Origin of the sequence: Mesorhizobium sp. WSM4312 (assembly GCF_002294875.1) — a bacterium.
In the GTDB taxonomy this organism is placed as follows: domain Bacteria; phylum Pseudomonadota; class Alphaproteobacteria; order Rhizobiales; family Rhizobiaceae; genus Mesorhizobium.
Genome location: NZ_NSFU01000011.1, coordinates 79788 through 103118 on the forward strand (window position 1 = coordinate 79788; position 23331 = coordinate 103118).

At 63.3% G+C, this 23331-nt stretch carries 24 protein-coding genes; 4 read left to right on the forward strand and 20 right to left on the reverse strand.

What is annotated here, in order from left to right; all coding sequences use genetic code 11:
- Nucleotides 1-18: 18 nt before the first annotated feature.
- On the reverse strand, nt 19-2676 hold the full coding sequence (locus CK228_RS19675; protein WP_095774763.1) for a DNA translocase FtsK: 2658 nt from the start codon (nt 2674-2676) through the stop codon (nt 19-21).
- Nucleotides 2677-2873: 197 nt separating this feature from the next.
- On the opposite strand from CK228_RS19675, the gene CK228_RS19680 reads away from it, so the two are divergent.
- The gene (locus tag CK228_RS19680) at nt 2874-3245 is read left to right on the forward strand and encodes a hypothetical protein (RefSeq protein ID WP_095774764.1); all 372 of its coding nucleotides are present in this window, start codon (nt 2874-2876) and stop codon (nt 3243-3245) included.
- 138 nt (nt 3246-3383) lie between these two features.
- Here CK228_RS19680 and CK228_RS19685 read toward each other — a convergent pair whose 3' ends face one another.
- The 4 genes from CK228_RS19685 to tesB all read right to left on the reverse strand — a co-directional run bounded on the left by CK228_RS19685 (nt 3384) and on the right by tesB (nt 6896).
- Nucleotides 3384-3659 carry a hypothetical protein gene (locus CK228_RS19685; RefSeq protein WP_095774765.1) on the reverse strand — a complete coding sequence of 92 codons (276 nt, stop codon included), beginning with the start codon at nt 3657-3659 and terminating at the stop codon, nt 3384-3386.
- Between the two features lie 322 nt (nt 3660-3981).
- Nucleotides 3982-5343 (reverse strand): ammonium transporter, encoded by a 1362-nt coding sequence (locus CK228_RS19690; RefSeq protein WP_095774766.1) that lies wholly within the window; start codon nt 5341-5343, stop codon nt 3982-3984.
- Between the two features lie 31 nt (nt 5344-5374).
- A complete protein-coding gene (locus tag CK228_RS19695; protein WP_013528889.1) occupies nt 5375-5713 on the reverse strand; it encodes a P-II family nitrogen regulator in 339 nt (112 codons plus the stop codon).
- Between the two features lie 322 nt (nt 5714-6035).
- Nucleotides 6036-6896 (reverse strand): acyl-CoA thioesterase II, encoded by an 861-nt coding sequence (gene tesB / locus CK228_RS19700; protein ID WP_095774767.1) that lies wholly within the window; start codon nt 6894-6896, stop codon nt 6036-6038.
- Between the two features lie 99 nt (nt 6897-6995).
- On the opposite strand from tesB, the gene CK228_RS19705 reads away from it, so the two are divergent.
- The gene (locus tag CK228_RS19705; RefSeq protein ID WP_095789039.1) at nt 6996-8255 is read left to right on the forward strand and encodes a ubiquinone biosynthesis hydroxylase; all 1260 of its coding nucleotides are present in this window, start codon (nt 6996-6998) and stop codon (nt 8253-8255) included.
- On the opposite strand, the gene CK228_RS19710 is transcribed toward CK228_RS19705, so the two are convergent.
- From CK228_RS19710 to CK228_RS19725, 4 genes are all read right to left on the reverse strand, one after another.
- Nucleotides 8252-8650: a GFA family protein gene (locus tag CK228_RS19710; RefSeq protein ID WP_095788910.1), complete on the reverse strand. Its 399-nt coding sequence runs from the start codon at nt 8648-8650 to the stop codon at nt 8252-8254. The two genes, CK228_RS19705 and CK228_RS19710, sit on opposite strands and share 4 nt — an antisense overlap.
- 174 nt (nt 8651-8824) lie before the next feature.
- Entirely contained in the window at nt 8825-9352 is a 528-nt protein-coding gene (locus CK228_RS19715; protein WP_095774769.1) for a hypothetical protein, read from the reverse strand.
- Nucleotides 9353-9476: 124 nt separating this feature from the next.
- On the reverse strand, nt 9477-9833 hold the full coding sequence (locus CK228_RS19720) for a YciI family protein (RefSeq protein WP_095789040.1): 357 nt from the start codon (nt 9831-9833) through the stop codon (nt 9477-9479).
- Between the two features lie 11 nt (nt 9834-9844).
- Nucleotides 9845-10054: a hypothetical protein gene (locus tag CK228_RS19725; RefSeq protein WP_095788911.1), complete on the reverse strand. Its 210-nt coding sequence runs from the start codon at nt 10052-10054 to the stop codon at nt 9845-9847.
- A gap of 256 nt (nt 10055-10310) precedes the next feature.
- Between CK228_RS19725 and CK228_RS19730 the strand changes: the two genes are divergently transcribed.
- A complete protein-coding gene (locus tag CK228_RS19730; protein ID WP_010912297.1) occupies nt 10311-10736 on the forward strand; it encodes an OsmC family protein in 426 nt (141 codons plus the stop codon).
- Between the two features lie 113 nt (nt 10737-10849).
- On the opposite strand, the gene CK228_RS19735 is transcribed toward CK228_RS19730, so the two are convergent.
- The 8 genes from CK228_RS19735 to CK228_RS19770 form a co-directional block, all read right to left on the reverse strand.
- Nucleotides 10850-11479 (reverse strand): YceH family protein, encoded by a 630-nt coding sequence (locus CK228_RS19735; RefSeq protein ID WP_095789041.1) that lies wholly within the window; start codon nt 11477-11479, stop codon nt 10850-10852.
- A gap of 160 nt (nt 11480-11639) precedes the next feature.
- Nucleotides 11640-13280, reverse strand: a complete 1641-nt coding sequence (locus tag CK228_RS19740) for an LTA synthase family protein (RefSeq protein ID WP_245438072.1) — start codon at nt 13278-13280, stop codon at nt 11640-11642.
- Nucleotides 13281-13777: 497 nt separating this feature from the next.
- A complete protein-coding gene (locus CK228_RS19745) occupies nt 13778-14557 on the reverse strand; it encodes a succinate dehydrogenase iron-sulfur subunit (RefSeq protein ID WP_010912301.1) in 780 nt (259 codons plus the stop codon).
- Nucleotides 14557-14994: a DUF3052 family protein gene (locus tag CK228_RS19750; RefSeq protein WP_095788913.1), complete on the reverse strand. Its 438-nt coding sequence runs from the start codon at nt 14992-14994 to the stop codon at nt 14557-14559. Before CK228_RS19750 ends, CK228_RS19745 begins: the two co-directional genes overlap by 1 nt.
- A gap of 2 nt (nt 14995-14996) precedes the next feature.
- On the reverse strand, nt 14997-16832 hold the full coding sequence (gene sdhA, locus CK228_RS19755) for a succinate dehydrogenase flavoprotein subunit (protein ID WP_095774774.1): 1836 nt from the start codon (nt 16830-16832) through the stop codon (nt 14997-14999).
- A 1-nt stretch (nt 16833) separates the two neighbouring features.
- The gene (gene sdhD / locus CK228_RS19760; RefSeq protein ID WP_095774775.1) at nt 16834-17232 is read right to left on the reverse strand and encodes a succinate dehydrogenase, hydrophobic membrane anchor protein; all 399 of its coding nucleotides are present in this window, start codon (nt 17230-17232) and stop codon (nt 16834-16836) included.
- Nucleotides 17233-17234: 2 nt separating this feature from the next.
- Complete coding sequence (gene sdhC / locus CK228_RS19765) at nt 17235-17654, reverse strand: succinate dehydrogenase, cytochrome b556 subunit (protein WP_095774776.1); 420 nt, start codon at nt 17652-17654, stop codon at nt 17235-17237.
- A gap of 345 nt (nt 17655-17999) precedes the next feature.
- Nucleotides 18000-18440 carry a hypothetical protein gene (locus CK228_RS19770; RefSeq protein ID WP_095788914.1) on the reverse strand — a complete coding sequence of 147 codons (441 nt, stop codon included), beginning with the start codon at nt 18438-18440 and terminating at the stop codon, nt 18000-18002.
- Nucleotides 18441-18789: 349 nt separating this feature from the next.
- Between CK228_RS19770 and CK228_RS19775 the strand changes: the two genes are divergently transcribed.
- Nucleotides 18790-19152, forward strand: a complete 363-nt coding sequence (locus tag CK228_RS19775) for a hypothetical protein (protein WP_095774778.1) — start codon at nt 18790-18792, stop codon at nt 19150-19152.
- A 61-nt stretch (nt 19153-19213) separates the two neighbouring features.
- Here the strand turns inward: CK228_RS19775 and CK228_RS19780 are convergent, their stop codons facing one another.
- The 3 genes from CK228_RS19780 to leuC form a co-directional block, all read right to left on the reverse strand.
- Nucleotides 19214-20425 carry a GGDEF domain-containing protein gene (locus tag CK228_RS19780; RefSeq protein ID WP_095788915.1) on the reverse strand — a complete coding sequence of 404 codons (1212 nt, stop codon included), beginning with the start codon at nt 20423-20425 and terminating at the stop codon, nt 19214-19216.
- 74 nt (nt 20426-20499) lie between these two features.
- Complete coding sequence (locus tag CK228_RS19785) at nt 20500-21696, reverse strand: GGDEF domain-containing protein (protein WP_095788916.1); 1197 nt, start codon at nt 21694-21696, stop codon at nt 20500-20502.
- A gap of 163 nt (nt 21697-21859) precedes the next feature.
- Nucleotides 21860-23269, reverse strand: coding sequence for a 3-isopropylmalate dehydratase large subunit (leuC, locus tag CK228_RS19790; RefSeq protein ID WP_095774781.1), 1410 nt, complete (start codon nt 23267-23269; stop codon nt 21860-21862).
- Nucleotides 23270-23331 lie beyond the last annotated feature (62 nt).

Sequence of the window (23331 nt, forward strand, 5' to 3'; positions counted from 1 at the left end):
GCCGTGAACGCCCCGCCATCAGAACTTGTCGTCCTCGGTCGGCACCAGGATTTCGCGTTTTCCCGCATGGTTGGCCGGGCCGACAATGCCTTCCTTCTCCATCTTCTCGATGATCGAGGCGGCGCGGTTGTAGCCGATGCCGAGCCGGCGCTGGATGTAGCTGGTCGACGCCTTGCCGTCGCGCAGCACCACGGCCACCGCCTGGTCGTAGGGATCGTCGGAATCCTCGAAATTGCCGCCGCTACCGCCGCCGGAGCCGCCGCCTTTGCCGGACGGTTCGTCGTCATCCTCGTCGTCATCCTCGGTGATGGCGTCGAGATATTCGGGCACACCCTGCAGCTTCAGGTGTCCGACGATCTTTTCGACCTCATCGTCGGAGACGAAGGGACCGTGCACGCGCTGGATGCGGCCGCCGCCGGCCATGTAGAGCATGTCGCCCATGCCGAGCAGCTGCTCGGCGCCCTGCTCGCCAAGAATGGTGCGGCTGTCGATCTTCGACGTCACCTGGAAGGAGATGCGGGTCGGGAAGTTGGCCTTGATGGTGCCGGTGATGACGTCGACCGAGGGACGCTGCGTCGCCATGATGACATGGATGCCGGCGGCACGCGCCATCTGCGCCAGGCGCTGCACCGCGCCCTCGATGTCCTTGCCGGCGACCATCATCAGGTCGGCCATTTCGTCGATGATGACGACGATATAGGGCATCGGCTCAAGATCGAGGTCCTCGGTCTCGTAGATCGCCTCGCCGGTCTGGCGGTCGAAGCCGGTCTGCACGGTGCGCGAGATTTTTTCGCCCTTTTTCTCCGCCAGCTGGACGCGTGCGTTGAAACCGTCGATGTTGCGCACGCCGACCTTGGACATCTTGCGGTAGCGGTCCTCCATCTCGCGCACGGTCCATTTCAGCGCCACTACCGCCTTCTTCGGATCGGTGACGACCGGCGTCAGCAGATGCGGGATGCCGTCATAGACGGAGAGTTCCAGCATCTTCGGATCGATCATGATCAGCCGGCATTCCTGCGGCGTCAGCCGGTAGAGCAGCGACAGGATCATGGTGTTGATGGCGACCGACTTGCCCGAGCCGGTGGTGCCGGCGACCAGCACGTGCGGCATCTTGGCGATGTCGACGATGACGGCCTCGCCGTTGATGGTCTTGCCCAGCGCCAGCGCCAGCTTTGCCTTGGTCGTCTCGAAATCGCGGCTGGCCATGATCTCGCGCAGATACACCGTCTCGCGCTTGGCGTTCGGCAGTTCGATGCCGATGGCGTTGCGGCCGGGCACCACGGCGACGCGGCAGGCGATCGCGCTCATCGAGCGGGCGATGTCGTCGGAAAGGCCGATGACCCGCGACGATTTGATGCCGGGCGCGGGTTCCAGCTCATAGAGGGTGACGACGGGACCCGGGCGCACGGCGATGATCTCGCCCTTGACGCCGAAGTCCTCCAGCACGCCTTCAAGCAGCCGCGCATTCTGTTCCAGCGCGTCCTTCGACAGGCTTGGGTCGCGCGCGACGTTCTTCGGTTCGGACAGGAAATGCAGCGACGGCATTTCGAACCTGTCCGAGCCGATCAGTGAGGTCTGCGCCTCGCGCTGGACGCGCGCGCCCGGCGCCGGGCGCGGCGCCGGCGCCTCGACGCGGGTGGCGGCATCCGAACGGAACTGCTGCACCTTGGCCGTTGGCGCCGCCCGGCGCTGGGTGACGGGCTCCTCGTCGAAATCCATGTCGTCGCGGTCGAAGATGTCGTCATCGTCCGGATCGACGGATACGCTGCGGTCATTGACCATGGCGGCGAAGAATTCCGGCTCGACGCGGGCGCGGCCGTCCGGGCTCATCCGTTGCTCGGCGAATTCGGCCGATTCGACACGCTCGGCGGCGCGCCGCCAGGCGCTGGGGCGCGGCTCCATCTCCGGCTCGTATTCGTCGCGTTCCTGCCTGCGGCGCACCGCGCGGCGATGCATCCACGCGCGCAGCGACAGCCACCAATGGGTGATGGCGCCGAGCGCCAATATGCCCTCGTCGCCCTCATCCTCTTCATTGTCGAACAGAAGATCGTCCTCGCGCGCGTCCGCGGTCGCCGGCTCTTCCATCACGGCGAAGCCGTTCTTGCGCCCGATCAGCGCCGAGCCATAGGCGAACAGCCAGAGCGCCGGCCCGGCCAGCAGCACGGCGAGCACGCTGGCGATCAGCCCGGTCGGGTAGCCGCCGATCAGCATGCCGGGAATCTTGAGCACCATGTCGCCGAACACGCCGCCGAGGCCGGTGGGCAGCGGCCAGGTCTTGGGCGGAACGATGCAGCCGGCGATCGCGGCGGCAAGCAGCGCGAAGCCGAACCAGAACAAACCGCGCTTGGGCAGTCTGTCGACGCCGCGCGCCGAAAACAGCAGATACCCCCAGATGACAGCCGGAACCAGCGCGGCAACCGCGGCAAGGCCGAAGAACTGCATGGCGAGATCGGAGAAAACCGCACCGGCATAGCCCATGGCGTTGGTGACGGTGTTGTTGGTGGCGTGCGAGAAGCTTGGATCGGCAACGTTCCAGGTGGCGAGGCTGGCAACCCCGAAGGCTACAGCCGCAAACATGCCGGCGCCGACCAGCCGGCCGACCTGGCGCCGCGCGAAAGCCTGGATGCCGTGCCCCGTATCGGTCATCGCGAGCGGTGCTGAAGCCCCTGAACGCATGCTCTTCCCCGTCAGTGATTGCCTGGCCAGAGCGCATGACGCACTCCGGCAGATTCGGATGCCAGACTATCGGTGGGAAGGTTAAGGGCGCATTAACTATAAGAAGTTTGAGATCATCAAACCCCGTCACTTCAGGTTGAAGCGGTAGCGGACGGAGCGTGCAACGTTGCCGTGCGACCACCAAAATGGATAGAGGCATGCAATCCATCGTCCTGCGCGTGGCAGCTCTGGCCTGGGCAGGGCTTAGTCTCCTGCTTGCTGTGCTCTGGTTTGTCGAGCTCGGGATGGTGGGCTTCCCGGATGGTCACGTGACGCCCTTTGCCAGAACGACGGGCCCACTCCTGCACGTGCTCGCCTCCGCCTGCCTGATACAGGGCCTGTATTTTCTGTGCAGGGGCCTCTTCGGCAAGGGATTTGGGCTGCTGGGTCTCGGCCTGCAAATTCTGATGGCGGCCATGCTGACGGTGGCGCCGACGTTGATTGTCCGCAATTGCCCCCATTCCCAAGCCTGCAGCAGCGCCTATGAGGCGCTGACAAACACCATGATGGACGATGGGATCGGCGGATAGACGCCGTCACCGGAAGGCACCGGGAACGCCCGCGGTCTCCGCCAAAGTGCACTTGCAAACGAAGCGATGGCGGGCACGTAGACCCGCCATCGTTTCGCTCGGCAACAAAAAGATCGGCCTCTGCCCGATCCCGCGCGATCACTTGTGACCGGCATACATCATCAGGTTGGCACAGAATTCGGCGTGAGGCTTGCTCATCGCTGCGTCCTGGCACTCCTTCATCATCTGGTCCTGCTTGTCCTTGGCCGTCGAGGCCCAGGCTGCTTTGAAATCCGCCTCGGGCTTCATGGTCTTCATGCTGGAATCGGTGAAGAACGGTGCCATGTTGTCCGGTTCATCCAGAGCACCGGCAAATGCCATGCCACCGACCATGGAAAGAGCGAGCGCTCCAAGGCAGATATTCTTGAGGTTCATGAGAAAGTTCCTCCCTGTTTTTTGCACGAGCGTCAGAACGACGATCGCCCCCACAGTTCGGAACCAATGCGGTCGATGTTTCTTCCCAAAGGTCCATCACGCGAACGTGATTGCGCGAACCGGGGTATAGCTAGAACATTTTACCAAAAAAAGAGGCCCGGAAACAATCCGGGCCTCAAGGCGTGAGCTCCTTGCGGGAGCGTCACGACGGGATCTCTGGAGCAGCTCCGGGAAAGCCGGATTGCGGTTTTCCCTGGAATTGCGTGAGGGACAACGGGGCCGGCGGGAGGAGGATCCGCCGGCCCCATTGGCGAGGCTGGCCTTACGGCACCACTTCGCCATGCTGGGAGATGTCGAGGCCTTCGACCTCTTCCTGGGTCGTCGGACGCAGGCCGACCAGCGCCTTGACGATGTAGAGGATCACGAAGGTGGCGATCGCCGTCCACAGGATGGTGAAGACGATGCCGTAGAGCTGCTTGCCGATGGAAGCGTCTTTGCCGAGCGCATTGATCGCCGGATCGGCGAGCACGCCGGTCAGCAACGCACCGACCACGCCGCCGACGCCATGGACGCCGAAGGCATCGAGCGAGTCGTCATAGCCGAACATGTGCTTCACCTTGACCGCCGAGATGTAGCAGATCACGCCGGCGACGATGCCGACGATGAAGGCGCCGGTCGGGTTGACGAAGCCGGAAGCCGGCGTCACCGCGACGAGACCGGCGACGGCACCCGAGATGATGCCGAGCACCGAGGGCTTCTTGGCGACGATCCATTCGGCGAACATCCAGGCGAGAGCCGCCGCGGCGGTGGCCACCTGGGTGTTGAGCATGGCGGCACCGGCAAGGCCGTCGGCCGCCAGTTCCGAACCGGCGTTGAAGCCGAACCAGCCGACCCACAGCAGCGAGGCGCCGATCACCGAGTAGACCAGGTTGTGCGGCGCCATGTTGGTGGTGCCGTAGCCTTCGCGCTTACCCAGGACCAGCGCGCAGACCAGGCCCGCGACACCGGCGTTGATGTGGACGACCGTGCCGCCGGCGAAGTCGAGCACGCCGGCCGCGCCAAGGAAGCCGCCGCCCCAGACCCAATGCGCGATCGGCGCATAGACGACCAGCAGCCACAGCGCCATGAAGATCAGCAGCGCCGAGAACTTCATGCGCTCGGCGAAGGCACCGGCGATGAGGGCAGGCGTGATGATGGCAAAGGTCATCTGGAACATCGAGAAGACGAATTCAGGAATGTTCGCGACCCCCGGCAGCCACAGCGTCGAGACGGTGATGCCGTGATGGAAGAATCGCGAGAAGCCGCCGATGTAGCTGTTCATGCTGGCGGATTCATTGGTGGTGAAGGCCAGCGAATAGCCGAACATGAACCACAGCACCGTGACCAGGCAGGTGATGGCGAAGCTCTGCATGATGGTGGCGAGCACGTTCTTCTTGCGCACCATGCCGCCGTAGAACAGCGCCAGGCCCGGAATGGTCATCATCAGCACCAGGGCCGTCGAGGTCAGCATCCAGGCGGTGTTGCCGGTGTCGAGCACCGGGGTGGGCGCGGCAGCAGGCGCGGCGGCGGCAGCGGCCGGAGCGGCTTCCTGCGCAAAGGCGGCGACGCTGCCCAATGCTGCCAGGGCAAGCGAGCCCAGAAGGGCCGCCCGTCCCGTCGTCTTCAAGGTGGAAGAAATATTCATTGAACTCTCCATTGGAATACGTGTTCGCCGCTCAGAGCGCGTCGGTGTCTGTTTCGCCGGTGCGGATGCGCACCGCCTGATCGATGCCGAAAACGAAAATCTTGCCGTCGCCGATCTGGCCGGTCTTGGCCGCGGCAGTGATGGCTTCGACGGCCTTGTCGACCATGTCGGCACTGACAGCGACCTCGATCTTGATCTTCGGCAGGAAACTGACCGCGTATTCCGCTCCGCGATAGATTTCCGTATGTCCCTTCTGACGCCCGTAGCCTTTGACTTCGGTGACGGTCAGGCCCTGGATGCCGACGGCGGTAAGCGCTTCGCGTACCTCGTCCAGCTTGAACGGCTTGATGATTGCCATCACGATTTTCATAAGGTTTCACCCTTTGCTGTTGCGGTCCCCCGCGTTTGCACGACTTCACCGATCCCAAAGAGCCGGAGAGTGCCCACAAGGATTCAAGCTCCGTGCCAAGTGCCGAAGCAGGGTGTTAACCTGTTGTAAACAAAGGGAATGAGGTGATTGGAGGCAGCAGGTGCCAATGCCCGCGGCACATCACATGCTCAAAAAATATGCAATTTTTGGAAATTGCCTAATTTGCCGGCTTTGAGCATGATCCCGAAAAGCCGAGCCGGGTTTTCTCGGACAAACGGTTTTCGTTTGTCCGGTGATCCTGCTCAAACAAGACTCGCAATGCTCAACGCTTGAGCCGGATCAACCCTTCCTGGGCCATCGAGGCGATCAGCGTGCCGTCGCGCGCATAGAGCGTGCCGCGGCTGAAGCCGCGCGATCCCGAACTCGACGGGCTGTCCTGGGCATAGAGCAGCCAGCCGTCGAGCGGATGCGGCCGGTGGAACCACATCGAATGGTCGAGACTCGCCGCCTGGATGTCGGGATCGAACAGGCCGCGCCCATGCGCGAAGGTCGAGGTGTCCAGCAGCGTCATGTCGGAGAGATAGGCCAGCAGCACCGATTGCAGCGCGCGGTCGTCGGGAACCGGGCCGGCAAGGCGGATCCAGACATTCTGCCGGGGCGGCAGCTTGTCGCGGCTTTCATAGTGCTGGAGATTGACCGGCCTGAGCTCCAGCGGCCGCTCGCGCGCCCAGAAGCGGCGCACCGCCTCCGGCACGCGTTCGGCTCTTTCGAGCAGCTGGCGCTGCGTCAGCAGACCTTCCGGCGGCGGCACGTCGTCGGGCAGCGCGAACTGGTGCTCCAGCCCCTTCTCGTCGACCTGGAACGAGGCTTCCAGCGAAAAGATCGCCTGTCCGTGCTGGATCGCCAGCACGCGTCGGGTGGTGAAGGAGCCGCCGTCGCGGATGCGGTCGACCTCGTAGACGATCGGCACCCTGATGTCGCCCGGCCGCATGAAATAGCCGTGCAGCGAATGCACGAAGCGGTCCGGTTCCACCGTCCGCTGCGCCGCAACCAGCGCCTGGGCGATGGTCTGGCCGCCGAACACGCGCTGCCACTCCACCTGGGGGCTGCGACCACGATACAGATTGTGTTCCAGCCTCTCGAGGTCGAGAATGCTCAGAAGCTCGTCGATCGCCGCCGTCATGTTTTGTGACCTCGCCGCAAAATTGCTATGGCGGTTTCCGACAGGAAGAACGAGCCGTCAAGGGCGCGGGCCAGGGCCGGCGCGCAAGGAGCCAAGGCAATGGAACGCAAGGCTGACGCCAAGACCAGATCCGGGCTCGATGTTCTCGTCGCCGGCGCGGGCTATGTCGGCCTGGCCACCGCCGTCTCGCTGAAGCAGGCGCGACCGCATCTGGCCGTGGCGCTGGTCGATGCCGCGCCCGCCGGCGCCTGGCAAAGGGACGGCCGCGCCTCGGCCATTGCCGCTGCCGCCTGCCGCATGCTCGACCAGCTCGGCGTCTGGGCCGAGATCGCGCCGCAGGCGCAGGCGATCACCGAGATGATCATCACCGATTCGCGCAGCGCCGATCCGGTGCGCCCGGTGTTCCTGACCTTTGGCGGCGAAGTGGCGCCGGGCGAGCCCTTCGCGCATATGGTCGCCAACAAGTCGCTGAACGGCGCCTTGCGCGCCAGGGCCGAAACGCTCGGCATCGACATCATCGAAGGTGTCGCCGTGCAGGGTTTCGAGACCAATGGCGCCGGCATCACCGTGCATCTGGCCGACGGCGCCGCGCTGACCGCACGGTTGCTGGTCTCCGCCGACGGCGTCAATTCGAAGCTGCGCGACATGGCCGGCATCAAGACGGTGAAGTGGGACTATGGCCAGTCCGGCATCGTCTGCACCGTGGCGCATGAACGACCGCACAATGGCCGTGCCGAAGAGCACTTCTTGCCGGCCGGCCCCTTCGCCACGCTGCCGCTGAAACCCGACGAAGACGGCACCAACCGCTCGTCGATCGTCTGGGTCGAACGCGCGCAAGATGCCAAAGCGCTGGTGGAGGGCGACGATCTCGTCTTCGAGCATGAGCTCGAACAGCGTTTCGGCCTGAAGCTCGGCGAGATCCGCGTCGCCGACAAGCCGCGCGCCTGGCCGCTCGGTCTCACCATCGCGCGCGCCTTCGTCGCTCCGCGCGTGGCCCTTGCCGGCGACGCCGCCCACGGTATCCATCCGATCGCCGGCCAGGGCCTCAATCTCGGCTTCAAGGATGTGGCAGCGCTTGCCGAGGTAATCGTCGAGGCCGACCGGCTCGGCCAGGACATCGGCGCACTCGACGTGCTCGAACGCTACCAGCAATGGCGCCGTTTCGACACGGTGCAGATGGGCGTCACGACGGATGTGCTGAACCGGCTGTTTTCCAACGACATCACCCCGCTGCGCACCGTCCGCGACATCGGCCTCGGCCTCGTCGAGCGCATGCCGCGCCTGAAGGAGTTTTTCATCCGGCAGGCGTCGGGATTGTCCGCGGACACGCCGCGGCTGCTGAAAGGCGAGGCGATCTAGCCTTTCGTATAGTCAGGCCCAAAACGCGTCGGCAGGCCGTCGGCGAGTTTCAACCAGGGGAGCTTCTCCTCAAAAGCGACATGCTGCGTTGGTGCAAATTTTTCCGGCTCCTCCATCGCCGCGGCAAAGAAATGCATGACGCCGGACATGTTTTTTGAGCGGAAAGACAGTGGCGAGCCACAGTGATCGCAAAATGTTCTTTCCACACCGGGAGAAGAGTTGAAGACCTTCGGTGGCTTGCCCAGCCATCGCCATTGGTCGTCCAAGACGCCAATATAGGTGGTCATCGGCGCAGAACATTGCCGCCGACAACTTTCACAATGACAGCTCACGCATGCTTGTGCCGGACCATCGACCTCGAAAGCAATGACGCCACACAAGCAATGACCGCGCATGCGAATTCTCCTTGAGCCAATCGACTGACCGACAATTTATACCGGTCGTAGTGGGGGAGCCGCCATGAAATGCGCTGAGCTGGAACCCAATTCCGACATTCGAAGCAAGCGATCGTGTTCGCGTGCGCGAGGCGTTGCCTCCAGGCTGCATTCGCTACGCCCTGGCTGCACAGCCTAGTTTACTTCAAAACCCAGCTTCTGCCGCAGCCGCAGCATGCGCTGGTCGGCGATCTCGAGGCGCTTCTCGCCGCCCTGGGCGGCGCGGTTGACCATCTGCAGCAGATCGTTGCGCTCGGCGACGTCGAGACGCTCGCGCAGGAACGGCGCCAGCTTGTCGATGACGACGGTGGTGTCGTCGATCTGTGAGGCCGCCCATTTGGCGTAGATCACCGCCTCGTCGGTCTTCTTCTTGTCGGCGATCTCGGAGATCACCGCCCGGATGACGGCCTCGCGCTGCGGCAGGATAGGTCCATTCTCGGAGACGATCGATGCAATCAGCGTCGCTGCGGCCACCACCGGATCGTCGATCGCCGTCAGCGGCGACAGGGCCGCCTGCTTGCGCAGCTTCTTGCGCCTGATATTGCCTTGCACGCGCCCGACGACATCGGCGACCTCGCGCGCGGCGTCGTTCATGGCCTTCATCCGGTACCACCAGAAAGCAGCCGCACCCAGCACGCCAAGGACAGCAATCAGGAAAGGCATGTCGAAATCCCCCGGAAATCCGAGGGACGATAAGAGAACTGACGCGCTGCTTCAACACGCGCGGGTTGCCTGCCGCGAAGAAAATTCAATTTGCGGCTGGTGAAGCTTAGGCGCCGGACGCCATCTATGACCCCGGCACGTTGTAGATCGCGCGCACCTCGATGGTGCCGATCTCGGCCAGCGGGATCTCGCCGGCGATTTCCAGCGCCTCGTCGAGATCCTTCGCCTCGATCATGACGAAACCGAGCAACTGCTCCTTGGTTTCGGCGAACGGGCCGTCGGTGACCAGCCGCTTGCCCTGGCGCCTGCGAACGGTTTTCGAGGTTTTCACCGGTTGCAGCGCTTGCGCGATGATCAGCATCCCGCGTTGGCCCAATGACCGGTCATGGGCCAGCGAATCGGCGTCGAGCTTGGCCAACCGCTCTGTCGTCATGGCGTGGAGATCCTTTTCCTCACCATAAACCAGGCAAACATATTGCATGTCCATCTCCCTTATCGCGACGAATCATAGGATGAGGCGATCAGGCTGTCAGCCGGGTCTTTGCCCGCCGCATGATCGAGCAGGCACACCCCGACTCCGATGATGGCGACCGCCGCCAGCAGCCGGCCGAAGCCGGGCGCCGGCGGATCGAGCCAGAAGTCTTCCTGTCGCTCAGGCGCGTGGCCTGGGCTCTTCCACAGTGTGAAAAACAGATTGTCCATGTGAACCTCCATCAGGCCACAAATCCCATGGCCGCCCACAGGACGGCCGGGTCGCATGGAAGTCGACATTTTTGCGCGGATATTTTTTCCAGGCTGCCCCAATATTTTTTCCGAAGGCAAATGCGCCGTCATCGTGCGTGGTCCAAACAGCGCGGTGGTGTTCGCGCCCACCCGCGCTATAGTTGAGCGGACGCCGGGGCTCACCCGGGCCAAGTTCACGACAACCCCCGAGTTCACGACAACCAAGGAGGACTTCATGGACCGCACCGCAACCGCCGTCTGGAAAGGCAATCTGAAAGAAGGCAAGGGCACGCTCGACAGCCAGAGCGGGACGCTCAAGGGCACACCCTATTCGTTCAAGGCGCGCTTCGAGGATGAAAGCGGCAAATCCGGCACCAACCCGGAAGAGCTGATCGCGGCCGCGCATGCCGGCTGCTACGCCATGCAGCTTTCGCACTTCCTGGCCGAGAACGGCACGCCCGCCGCCGAACTCGACGCCAAGGCGGTGGTGACGCTGGTTCCAGGCACCGGCATCACCGGCAGCGCGATCACGCTGGTCGGCAAGGTGCCCGGCATCGATGCGGCGAAATTCAAGGAATTGGCCGAGAAGGCCAAGGCCGAATGCCCGGTCTCCAAGGCGCTTGGCGCGATCAAGGTCTCGCTCGACGCCAGGCTTGGCTGAGAAAACGGACAAGCGCCGAGGTCGGAGCTGCCAATCTCCCCCCTTGAGGGGAGATGTGCGGCAGGACAGAGGGGGGCGCTGTTCCGCCAACATCCATAATGATTGCCAGTTGCCTAGGCGCCCAGCGCGTCAAGCCGGGCGCGCAATGCGGCGACTTCCTGTTCCAGTGCTTCCAGCCTCGCTTCCAGGTCGGAGTGAGGCATGGCCGGCGTACTGCGTTGCGCCGATAAAGCCGCAACGTCCACCGGGCCGGCGAGAAGATGCACGTAGCGGTCCTCGCGCTGGCCTGGCCCGCGCGGGATTTCCTGCACCAGCGGCGGCCGGCGGCCGATCAGCATGTCGAGTTCACCGCGCAGATCTTCGATCGATGAAAACCGCGCCATGCGCTCGGCTCGAGCCAACAGTTCATGCGCCGTCTGCGCCCCGCGCAGCAGGAGCAGGCCGATCAAGGCGGTCTGCGGCGTGGTCAGCGAGAAGCGCTGCGCCATCTGATGCTCGTAGCGCTCGACGCGCGAGCCGAACATCTGTCGCACCAGCCCCTTCTGCTCGAGCAGCTTCAGCGCCCGGTGCACCTCCGTCTGTTCCAGCGCCATGACCGGGTCGCGCGCCGTCTTCTGGTTGGCGGCGGCAAGGGCCGCGTTGAGCGTCAGCGGATAGACATCCGGCGTCAGCTCCTTCTTCTCGATCAAGCAGCCGAGCACGCGCGCTTCGATGGGGGAGAGGATGGGAAGGTCTTCGCTCATGGATTGGTAATTTTCTACCGATTCTTCGACAGCATGATTTTGACAGACATCCGAGCGGCGCGACAGAGCAGAACTCTTGATCTCGGCGATCGCCTTGACCGGGTTGAGGCCGTTGGGCAGGCAGGCGCTATCTGGCATCGAACACATGCACGGGCGCGCATTAACGCGGCTCAGCCTCGGACGCCACGGCGGTCCGTGTCGATTTCAACTGCCAGAATGACCTGACGAGCACATCCTCGGCATAGATGGCGTCATCGAACTGATCCTGTCCAAGTGCCTGACCCAGCGTCGGTCGATCCCCAAGCAGCGAAACGCCAAGGCCAGCCTGGTCATTCGAGAGCGGCACACCCAGCGCGTCGAGGATAGTGGGAAATATGTCAATCGTGCCCGAAAGTCCGGCATATGTTTTGGACGGGATGCCATCCCCCGACACGGAGAAAAAGTTGCGTCTTTCATACTTGTTCAGGCGGTCCGTCACCGCGCTTGGCGCACTGAGATGGTCGCTTTGCAGCGCCAGAACGGTGTTCGCCATCAGACCTTCGGCCTCGGCTTTGTGAATGAAGTCGGCAATGAGCATGTTGGTGCATTTCACGGCGTGGAGAATATTGGGAACTTGCGGGGAAAGTCCCGTCTTGCCGATACATTTGTCGGTCAGGTAGCCATCCATCGCATGCCCGCCACTGACGGCGATCGTCAGGGAGAACGGTTTGCCATCGCGCTGCGCGCGCCGCAAAATGCCGAAGCTCAGATCGAGGACTTCGGCGTCGTCGGCGCCGAAACTGTTGCCGCGCCCAGCGACAGCGGCCACCACTTCGGGGCCCCCGAAAAGCGATGAGTAGCCGTGGGTGGAATAGAATGTCCCCTGACCGGTGAAGCTGAGTGGCCAACCAGTAACAAAGTTCTGCTGATAGCCCCGCGCCTTCAGGACATCGCCCAGGCAGGTCAGGCCAGGCAGGAATTGCGAATGCTCCTCCAGATACTGGCGCGAGGTGAAGAACGTTATCAGCAGCGGCGTTCCACAGTTCGCGGCGACCATCCCTGAGATGGAGTTGTTGGTGTAGGCAAGCTGCACCATGTTGCTCGCCGAAACGCCACGCCTGTCGAATTCCAGCAGCGGCCCCATGACGTCGCCGAACTCCGCCTCGTTCATGTAGGTGCGCTCGGCGCTCTCGATGAAAATATGAATGAGGTTTTTTGGCGCGACGGTCGCCGACGCTGTTTCAGCCGGCTTTGTCAAAGAGGTGACATCGACGAACTGCTTGGACAGGAAATCATGCAGCGGGTTGGGATGGATCGCCGCCGCGATCGGACGCGTCAGCATCGGGTTTGCCGCCAGGAAGAACGCCATCAAGGCAACGTCCAATCCTCTGGTCAGCGTGCCGCGCGCCTTCAGGGCGCCGAGACCGAGAAGAACGACCAAAATAACCAGCATCGTGCTTCCGGTATTCCACAAATACTCAAGGACGACACCCGGCGTAAGCATGCCGGCGCCGGCATGCATGAACATCGCACCCCAGTCGAAATAGCCGAAGACGCTTTCCAGATAGACATAGACAAGGAACAGAAGGCAGGGGAGGAGCGAGAAATAGAGCCTGAACCACCTGCTTCCTTGTCGATCCGGCTTCCTGTCCCGGAAGCCGTCAAGCCAGAGAAGCGCGATCAAAACCCCCAGGCCGAGAACCGCAAGCAGCCCCTTCTCCTGAAAATAGATCAGCGACACAAGCCAGGTGAACGATCCGACTGTTGTGGCGCTGATCAATGGCCCAGATATTGAATACCCATTCACGATGAAGCCGCGCACTGCTTTGCACTCGAACCATGGTATCGAAAGGCAATATCGACGACTGCTTAAAACTATACTAAGACAATACCAGTAATCGCGCGCATACAGCAATCAATTACTTAAGCTGACGCTAATATTAGTCGCCGAGACTCCCTCGGCGCCCTGACTAGTAAGCGACATGTTTGAAACGTGATCGGTCGCGGGCAGCCACACTTGGCTAGCTGGACCGCAGCGCAGCCAGCAAGACCCGCCGGGCCATCTGAGCGGACCGTGTTCGGCACAAGAGCTGGACATAGGCTACACCGGCCCCTTCTGCTCAAGCAGCTTGGGCGGTTCGTCAGTTCCTTCTTTCAGTCAAGCAGCCGAGCACCCGCGCCTCGATGGGGGAGAAAGTCCAGGCGCGACTGCCGCTTTCGATAGCGAAAAGGATTTTTACGCCCGGCTTCGCACCAGTTCGAGTCGCGCCCGGATGGCCGCGACGGCATCCGGGGAGAAGTCAGCGGGTAACGTCAGCTTCAGACCCGCCGCTCCACCATCATCTTCTTGATCTCCGCGATCGCCTTGGCCGGGTTGAGGCCCTTGGGGCAGGTCTGCGCGCAGTTCATGATGGTATGGCAGCGATAGAGCCGGAACGGGTCCTCGAGATTGTCGAGCCGCTCGCCCTTGGCTTCGTCGCGGCTGTCGATCAGCCAGCGATAGGCCTGCAAGAGGGTTGCCGGGCCGAGATAGCGGTCGCCGTTCCACCAGTAGCTCGGGCAAGAGGTCGAACAGCAGGCGCACAATATGCACTCGTAGAGCCCGTCGAGCTTCTCGCGGTCCTCATGGCTCTGCAGCCATTCCTTGGCCGGCTGCGGCGACACCGTCTTCAGCCACGGCTCGATCGAGGCGTGCTGGGCGTAGAAATTGGTGAGGTCGGGCACCAGGTCCTTCACCACCTGCATGTGTGGCAGCGGATAGACCTTTACCGCACCGGAAATGTCGTCGCAGCCCTTGGTGCAGGCCAGTGTGTTGGAGCCGTCGATGTTCATGGCGCAGGAGCCGCAAATGCCTTCGCGGCAGGAGCGGCGCAAGGTCAGCGTCGGGTCGATCTTGTTCTTGATCCACAGCAGAGCGTCGAGCACCATCGGTCCGCAATCGTCCATGTCGACGAAATAGGTGTCGATGCGCGGGTTCTCGTCATCGTCCGGCGACCAGCGGTAGATGCGGTATTCCCGCAGATTGGTGGCGCCTTCCGGCTTCGGCCAGGTCTTGCCCTGCTGGATCTTCGAATTCTTGGGGAGCGTCAGTTCGACCATTACCTCAGGTCCTTTCGGATGACGAGCTTCAGCCCGGACCAGATTTCATTCACGGCAGCGACCTTGACGTCGACAAGGTCGCGCTTCAGCGCTTCAGTGCGCACGATACCCTCGGTGACGTCGGTCGGCACTTTCGATGCCTTCTTCGGCCACGACACCCAGACCATGCCGTCACGCTTGATCGCCGCCTCGACGTCGCCAAGGCGATCCTCGATCTCGGCGCGTTGTTTGGTGAAGGCGTGGACGGCATCGTATCTTTTATGGCTACCCGAAATGTCGGACCATTCGGCCAGCCGATAGACCTCTGCGAAATCGACGGCGCCGGCCAGTTCGTCGAGCTCCGGCGGCAGCGCGATGAAGGCGGCGGTCATACCGTCCTTCAGGCCGAGCTTGGCCGGAAGGGGCTTGCCAGAATATCCCGTGGCCGCCAGCGCCATTGTCAGTACACCCTGGCCTTGGGCGCGATCTTGGCGAGGCTGATGCCGCCGTCCTTTTCGGCCAGCAGCGGCTCGGTGTGCACCGGCCGGTAGCTGAGCGTCACCTTGCCGTCTTCGCTCACCCTGGCCAGCGTGTGCTTGCGCCAGGCGGCATCGTCGCGCGCGGAAAAGTCCTCACGCGCATGCGCGCCGCGGCTCTCCTTGCGCGCCTCGGCGCCGTAGACGGTGGTGATGGCGTTGGCCATCAGGTTTTCCAGTTCCAGCGTCTCGACCAGATCCGAATTCCAGATCATCGAGCGGTCGAACACTTTGATGTCCTTGAGCTCGCCCCAGATTTGCGAAATGCGCTTGCAGCCGTTTTCGAGCGATTCCTGCGTGCGGAACACGGCGGCGTCTTCCTGCATCGCCTTCTGCATCTTTTCACGCAAGCTTGCCGTCGGCGTCGAGCCATTGGCGTGGCGCAGCCGGTCGAAGCGATCCATGATCTTTTCGACCGAGGCCTCGTTGGGGGCGGGGATCGCCGACTTGCGGTCGATGACCTGGCCGGCCCGGATCGCCGCCGCGCGGCCGAACACAACCAGGTCGATCAGCGAGTTCGAGCCCAGCCGGTTGGCGCCGTGGACAGAGGCACAGCCGGCCTCGCCGACCGCCATCAGGCCCGGCGACACCTTGTCCGGGCTCCTCGCCGTCGGGTTGAGCACCTCGCCCCAGTAATTGGTCGGCACGCCGCCCATATTGTAGTGCACCGTCGGCAGCACCGGGATCGGCTCCTTGGTCAGGTCGACGCCGGCAAAGATTTTTGCCGATTCCGAAATGCCGGGCAGCCGCTCATGCAGCACGGCTGGGTCGAGATGGTCGAGATGCAGGAAGATGTGGTCCTTCTTCGGGCCGACGCCGCGGCCTTCGCGGATCTCCAGCGTCATGCAGCGCGAGACGACGTCGCGCGAGGCAAGGTCCTTTGCCGACGGCGCGTAGCGCTCCATGAAGCGCTCGCCTTCGGAATTGACGAGATAGCCGCCCTCGCCGCGCGCGCCTTCGGTGATCAGGCAGCCGGCGCCATAGATGCCGGTTGGGTGGAACTGCACGAACTCCATGTCCTGCAGCGGAAAGCCGGCGCGAGCCGCCATGCCGCCGCCGTCACCGGTGCAGGTGTGCGCCGAGGTGGCGGAGAAATAGGCCCGGCCGTAACCGCCGGTGGCCAGCACCACCATCTTGGCCGAGAAGCGGTGGATGGTGCCGTCGTCGAGGTTCCAGGCGACGACACCGGTGCAGGTGCCATCCGGCTCCATGATCAGGTCGAGCGCGAAATACTCGATGAAGAACTGCGCGTTGTTCTTCAGCGACTGGCCGTAGAGCGTGTGCAGCATGGCGTGGCCGGTGCGGTCGGCGGCGGCGCAGGTGCGCTGCACCGGCGGGCCTTCACCGAAATTCATCATCATGCCACCGAACGGCCGCTGATAGATCTTGCCTTCTTCGGTGCGCGAGAACGGCACGCCGTAATGTTCGAGTTCGTAGACGGCGGCAGGCGCCTGCTGGACCATGTACTCCTGCGCGTCGATGTCGCCCAGCCAATCCGAACCCTTGACGGTGTCGAAGAGATGCCATTGCCAATTGTCGGGGCCCATATTGGACAGCGAAGCGGCAATGCCGCCTTGCGCGGCCACCGTGTGCGAGCGCGTCGGGAACACCTTGGTGATGCAGGCGGTGCGCAGGCCCTGTTCGGCCATGCCGAGCGTGGCGCGCAGGCCCGCCCCCCCGGCGCCGACCACCACCACGTCGAATTTGTGGTCGACAAAATTATAGCCTGCCATTTTGGCTGATTTCGCGTCCTTGGCCAACTCAGCCTCCGAATGCCAGCTTGAGCAGGGCGAAGATCGAGGCGACGCCGACCGCTACGGTGAAAAATGTATTGAGCGCGATCGTCGCCAGCTTCAAGCCTTCGCTGGTGATGTAATCCTCGATGATCACCTGCATGCCGAGGCGCATATGGATGAGCCCGGAAATGAGCACCAGGGCCAGTACCAGCGCCACGAACGGATTGGCGAGCGCCGCGCGCACTTCCGCATAGCCGGCGCCGTTGAGCGCGATCAGGAACCCGACGAAGAACAGCATCAGCGGGATGTTGGCGATGGCCGTCAGCCGCTGGCGCCAGAAATGGCCGGTGCCTTCGCGAGCGGAGCCGAGGCCGCGGACTTTCGCCAGCGGCGTGCGCATGTCGGTATTGCTCTTGCCGCTCATGATCAAGCTCCTCGCGCCATGTAGCCGGCGATCCAGATCAGCAGGGTGAGCAGGACCGAGCCGACAAGCGTCGCCCAGGCGATCTTCGAGGCCGTATGCTTTTCCAGCCCGGCGCCCGTATCCCAGACCAGGTGGCGCACGCCGCCCAGCATGTGATGCATCAGCGCCCAGGTGTAGCCGAACAGGATGAGCCGGCCGAGCCAGGTGCCGAAGGCCCAGTTGACCCAGTCGAAGACGCCTTGAGAGCTCGCCGCCGCCATCAGCCAGACCGAGACCAGCAGCGTGCCGAAATAAAGCGCCCCGCCGGTGATGCGATGGATGATCGACATCGTCATGGTGACCGGCGGCCGGTAGATCGTCAGGTGCGGCGAAAGCGGCCGTTCACGTCTGGCGAATTCGCGGGTGGCTGGTGATTTGCTCATGGCTCCCCCAGGTTCGGCGTCTTCGTGCATGTCGCCCAAAGTGACCTCGGTTTTGCGAGGACGCCATGCACAGAACAACAATCCAAAGCGCGTCGCATGAATCCGTTTCGGCGCGACGCGCTTAGCCTCAGATGGAAACGCGGCATTGCCGCTTCCCGTTGCGACTTCGGACAGGCGGTTTCTAATGCTCTTTTTGCACCGCGTCAAAGCCAGAAAATCGTTTTGGAAACGTCATTTAGTCTGACAAAAAGGCAGGCTCGGGCTTCAATCGATTTGGGGGTGGAGGACCCAAGGCCGGCTCTATATCGCTGCAGTGCAGCATAAGCGACTTCTTGGCCGTGCGGCCTAGCGCTTGCAGGTCTGCGGCGTCGAGCCCCTCTTCATCACCAGCGCCTCACGCCCGTCGATCACGATTGCGTTATGCGTGGCGGCTTCCTGGTAGCGGCTGGACTGGTTGGCGGGCGACGCCGCAAACTCTTCGGTCGCGCCATTCGGCTCGATCACACGCAACGACGAGCCGAGGTTTTGGATGGTGATCGCGCTGCCATTGCCGCATCCATAGGTTGCCGTACCCACTGTGGATCGCGGCGCGGTGAGGTCGGTGGTGATCTTGGTTGCCGGTGCAGGAGGCGCCGATGCCGGGGGCGTCGCGGCTGCGATGGACTGCCGAGCCGGCGCAGGCAGGACGACATTGGCCGCCTTCGGCGCGCCATCCTGCGGCACACAGGCCGCAACGACGGCAAGCAACGGGAAAACGGACACCCGAACCGTCCGGCGTAATCCCATATGCTGTCCTCCCGCGCGGCAGACTAGCCACGATGTTGCGCCCAGATCAAGGTTGCCCCGAGGCTGCCTTTAAATCCATTCGATGCCGGCCGCGATGGTGCCGCCAAGCATGGCCGAATGATGGCTATCGGGTTTTCACTCCAGTCGGGAATTAACCATGTTTGACGAGACATCGCCGCGCAACGCGCCGGCCTCTTAACAAAGGTTAAGAAAAGGTTAATTTCTGATTCGAGGAGCCATGCATGTCGCCCAAAAGTGCGTCAGCGGTTTTGGGGCAACGACATGCATCCAGACAAGTAACCAAAAAGCGCGTCTCGACGCGCTTTGGCCTCTAACCATCGGGAAGACCATGCGTTCGAACTCAAGCAGATCACGCCTCTCGGCGCTTATCGTGGCCGTCTCGCTCGCCGGCCTGGCGACGCCCACGCTGGCCAATGGACGCCACCAGGATCGCGTCTACGCCGATTCCTTCGGCAATCTCGTCATCGACAGCGCGGCCGGCTACAAGCGCATCATCGTCGGCCAAGGCAAGCTGGCCAAGAAGCTGGCCGACTACACCAGCGCCGGCCAGCCCAAGGTGATCTACCAGAACGAATCCGACGAGATTTCAGGCTATGGCGATTGCTACCGGCCGCCGGTCTTCGTCAAAGGCCGCAGCTATATGTACGGGCTTTCCGACGGCGAGATGCCGGAACTCAGCCCCTGCCGCTAGTACAATTCGCCGTTTCACGGAAACGGCGAAGAGATGGATCAGGATGACGTTTCGACCAAAGTCATGCTGATCTGGAATTGATGACGATTGCGCTGGACGACCACTCGCCTCCCGGCCCGGCCGAGACACGGACGCAGTCACGCCCGGCATTCTTTGCCAGGTAGAGCGCCTCGTCGGCGCGCCGCATGAGATCGGCGGTGGTTTCACCGGGATGAAGTTCGGCAACCCCGAAACTCGCCGTGCAGCGATTGTCCGCCGGCAGCCCGTCGATGGGCAGCGCGCCGAATGCGCTGCGCGTGCCCTCGGCGAACAGTCGGGCGGCGGCCAGATTGGTTCCGGGCAGCATGATGGCGAATTCCTCGCCGCCGATGCGGCCCGCGACATGGTGCCCGGCGGCGGCTTCGCGCAGGAAACCGGCAAAGGTCTCGATCACCCGGTCGCCGGAGGCATGGCCGAAATTGTCGTTGATGCTCTTGAAATGATCGAGATCGGCGATGACCAGCGCGACCGGCACGCCTTGCCGCATGGCGCCAAGCACGGCCTGCTCGGCCTGGCGCGTGAAGGCACCGCGATTGAGCAGTCTGGACAGCGTATCGGTCTCCGATCTCGACGTCACTTCGGCCAACACATCGCGGACCAGGATGGCCAGCGTCAGCAGCGCCATGGCCAGGGCAAAGACGGTGCCGAGCGATTGCGACACCAGCGCGTAGCTGCTTTGCAGATAGGCCTGCGGATTGGCGCCCCAGCCGCCGAGCGCATTTGCGATGAACGGCTTTGAGGCGAACTGCACGCCGCTGGCGGCGAGCACCGCCATCAGGAGGCGATCGAGCCGGCCGCGCCTTTGCCTGGACGACCAGACGATGGCCAATCCAACGAATTGCATGACGGCATAGGGGAGCTGGTAGGCCATCATGCGCACCAGCGACTGGCGCGGCAGGTCTTGCACAAAATAGACGACGATGGTGGCGGCGACCAGGAAGAACAGCATCGGCGACCATGGCGGCGCCACGCCGTATTTGCGGGCCAGTCCGACGTTGAAGGCTATTGTTGCGCCCAGGAAAACCGCGAAGGCGGTGACCACCGGCAGCCGGGCATCGCTAAAGGCGGGAATGCTGAATTCGATCGCCGAATAGACCATGCCCAGCACATAGCCAGAAGCAAACCAGCGCGCCGGGGCGCGGCCGACATCATGAAACGCGACCGCCATGAAGGATGCCGCCAGCAGGCCGGCAACCGACAGATTGATCAACAAGATGAAGTTCGCGCCGCTCATCTCTTTCGCACCCCGTGTCTCACCTAAACACCGACGGGCGAAAAAGACGTTAACGTGAGGCGGGATGTACGGCTTCAGCCGGCCTTGGACGGCTCCGGCACGTACAGCGTCTCGGGCCGTTCGTACGACAGGCGCACGCTGTCGCGGCCGTTTTTCTTGGCCTTGTAAAGCGCCTCGTCGGCACGGCGCATCAACGGCTCCAGCGCTTCCTCGCCGCTGCGGGCCGCCACGCCGAAACTGGCGGTGACCTTGGTGCCGGCGGGAAGCCCGTCGACGCCGCCTGCCGAGTAGAGCGTGCGCACAGCCTCGGCGAACAGGCGCGCGGCGGCGAGATCGCTGAGCGGCAGGAGCACGGCGAACTCCTCGCCGCCGATGCGTCCGGCAGCGCCGCGAGCGCCAGTGGCCGACCGGAGCTTGGCGGCGAAATCGGCGATCACCCGATCGCCAGCGGCATGCCCGTGCACGTCGTTGAGCGCCTTGAAATGATCGAGGTCGGCCAGCACCAGCGCCACCGGGAACCTGGCCATCGCGCAGTGTCGCAGGAGCTGGGCCGCGCGCTCCTCGAAGCCGCGCCGGTTGAGCAGGCCCGAAAGCGGATCGGTATAGGTTTCCGTCTTCAGCGCCTTCATCACGTCGAGCGCCGCGGCAGTGAACAGGCAGAGCGCGATGAGCAGCGACAGCAGCGCGTGCGACAGCAGCGCCGTCGTCCAGTAGGACGAGCCGTAGAATCCATCATAGCTGGTGAACGGCCCGTGCGCGATGACGACGACGAGGGTTCGCACGAAGAAGTTGAGGCCCGACAGCAGCGACAGCACGAACAGGATCTTCTCGGTCGGGCCATTGTCGCGCACCGGCCGCAATTCGGCGGCGACCAGAAGGCTGAGACCGCCGAAGGCGAAATTCATCGCCAGGATACGCCAGGTGAGATCCGGCGCGACGAAGAGGAACCAGCAGAACGAGGCCAGCCCACCACCGGCCAGCACGCCGATCGCCACATAGGGCACCTTGCGGCCATAACGGGCGACGATGGCGCCCGACAGGCAGCAGCCGGCGATGGCGAAGCAGATGTTGGACACCAGCTTGGTCAGCACCATGCCGATGGGCAAGGTGAAATACTGGAACAGAAAGCCGGGCGCCGAAACACAATAGCTGAGCGCCAGCACGGCCAGATAGGGCCGGTGACGCTGATAGGCCCATAGCACGAAGAAGGCCGCGCCGAGGGCCAGCGCGATCGTCGGATTGAGCAGCGCTATGAACAGGCCGGTGTCCAAAGGACGGTGACTTCCCCTCTCTTGACGTCAGGGAAGACCTTAGAGCGCAAGCCCAAACAAGCGGTTAAGCCCGAACGCATATGCGGACCGCGCGAATGAAAAAGACCCCGGAACCGCAATGCGGTCCGGGGTCCGGCAATCATCGGCACGTGTGGACCGGAGGTTATTTCCAGTCGCGGATGTCGACGAAGTGGCCGGCGATCGCCGCCGCCGCCGCCATGGCCGGCGACACCAGATGGGTGCGGCCCTTGAAGCCTTGCCTTCCCTCGAAATTGCGGTTCGAGGTCGAGGCGCAGCGTTCATGCGGCTTCAGCCGGTCGTCGTTCATGGCAAGGCACATCGAGCAACCCGGCTCGCGCCAGTCGAAACCGGCGGCGAGGAAGATCTTGTCGAGACCCTCGGCTTCCGCCTGTTCCTTGACCAGGCCGGAGCCCGGCACGATCATGGCGTTGACGCGCGGATTGACGGTCTTGCCCTCGATCACCTTGGCGGCGGCGCGCAGATCCTCGATGCGGCCATTGGTGCAGGAACCGATGAAGACACGGTCGAGCGCGATGTCGGTGATCTTGGTGCCCGGCGTCAGGCCCATATAGTCCAGCGCCCGCTGCTTGGAGGTGCGCTTGTTCTCGTCGGCGATATCGTCCGGGTTCGGCACGATGCCTTGCACGGAGACGACATCCTCGGGCGAGGAGCCCCAGGAAACGATCGGCGGCAGCTTGGCCGCGTCGAGCACGATCACCTTGTCGAAATGCGCGCCTTCGTCCGACTGCAGCGTCTTCCAGTAGGCGAGCGCGGCGTCCCAGGCCGCGCCCTTCGGCGCGCGCGGCTTGTCCTTGACATAGGCGAAGGTGGTCTCGTCGGCGGCGATCAGGCCGGCGCGCGCGCCGCCCTCGATCGACATGTTGCAGATCGTCATGCGGCCTTCCATCGACAGCGAGCGGATCGCCTCACCGGCATATTCGATGACATAGCCGGTGCCGCCGGCGGTGCCGATCTCGCCGATGATGGCAAGGATGATGTCCTTGGCGGTGACGCCTTCCGGCAGCTGGCCGTCGACGCGCACCAGCATGTTCTTGGCCTTGCGCTGGATCAGCGTCTGCGTCGCCAGCACATGCTCGACTTCCGACGTGCCGATGCCGTGCGCCAGCGCGCCGAACGCGCCATGCGTCGAGGTGTGGCTGTCGCCGCACACGATGGTCATGCCGGGCAGCGTAAAGCCCTGCTCGGGGCCGATGATGTGGACAATGCCCTGGCGGATATCGTTCTCGGAATAATATTCGACGCCGAAGTCCTTGGCGTTCTTGGCCAGCGCCTCGACCTGGATGCGGCTTTCCTCATTCTTGATGCCGAACTTGCGCTCGGGCGAGGTCGAGACATTGTGATCGACGACGGCCAGCGTCTTTTCCGGATGGCGGACCTTGCGGCCACTCAGGCGCAGGCCTTCGAAGGCCTGCGGGCTGGTCACTTCATGAACGAGGTGGCGGTCGATATAGAGCAGGCAGGTGCCGTCGTCCTGGCGGTCGACGACGTGGTCGTCGAAAATCTTGTCGTAGAGGGTGCGCGGTGCGCTCATGTGCGTAAATCCGTCGATATGAGAATGGGAAGAGTGTACGCCGCAAGCCCTTGGCCCGGCGA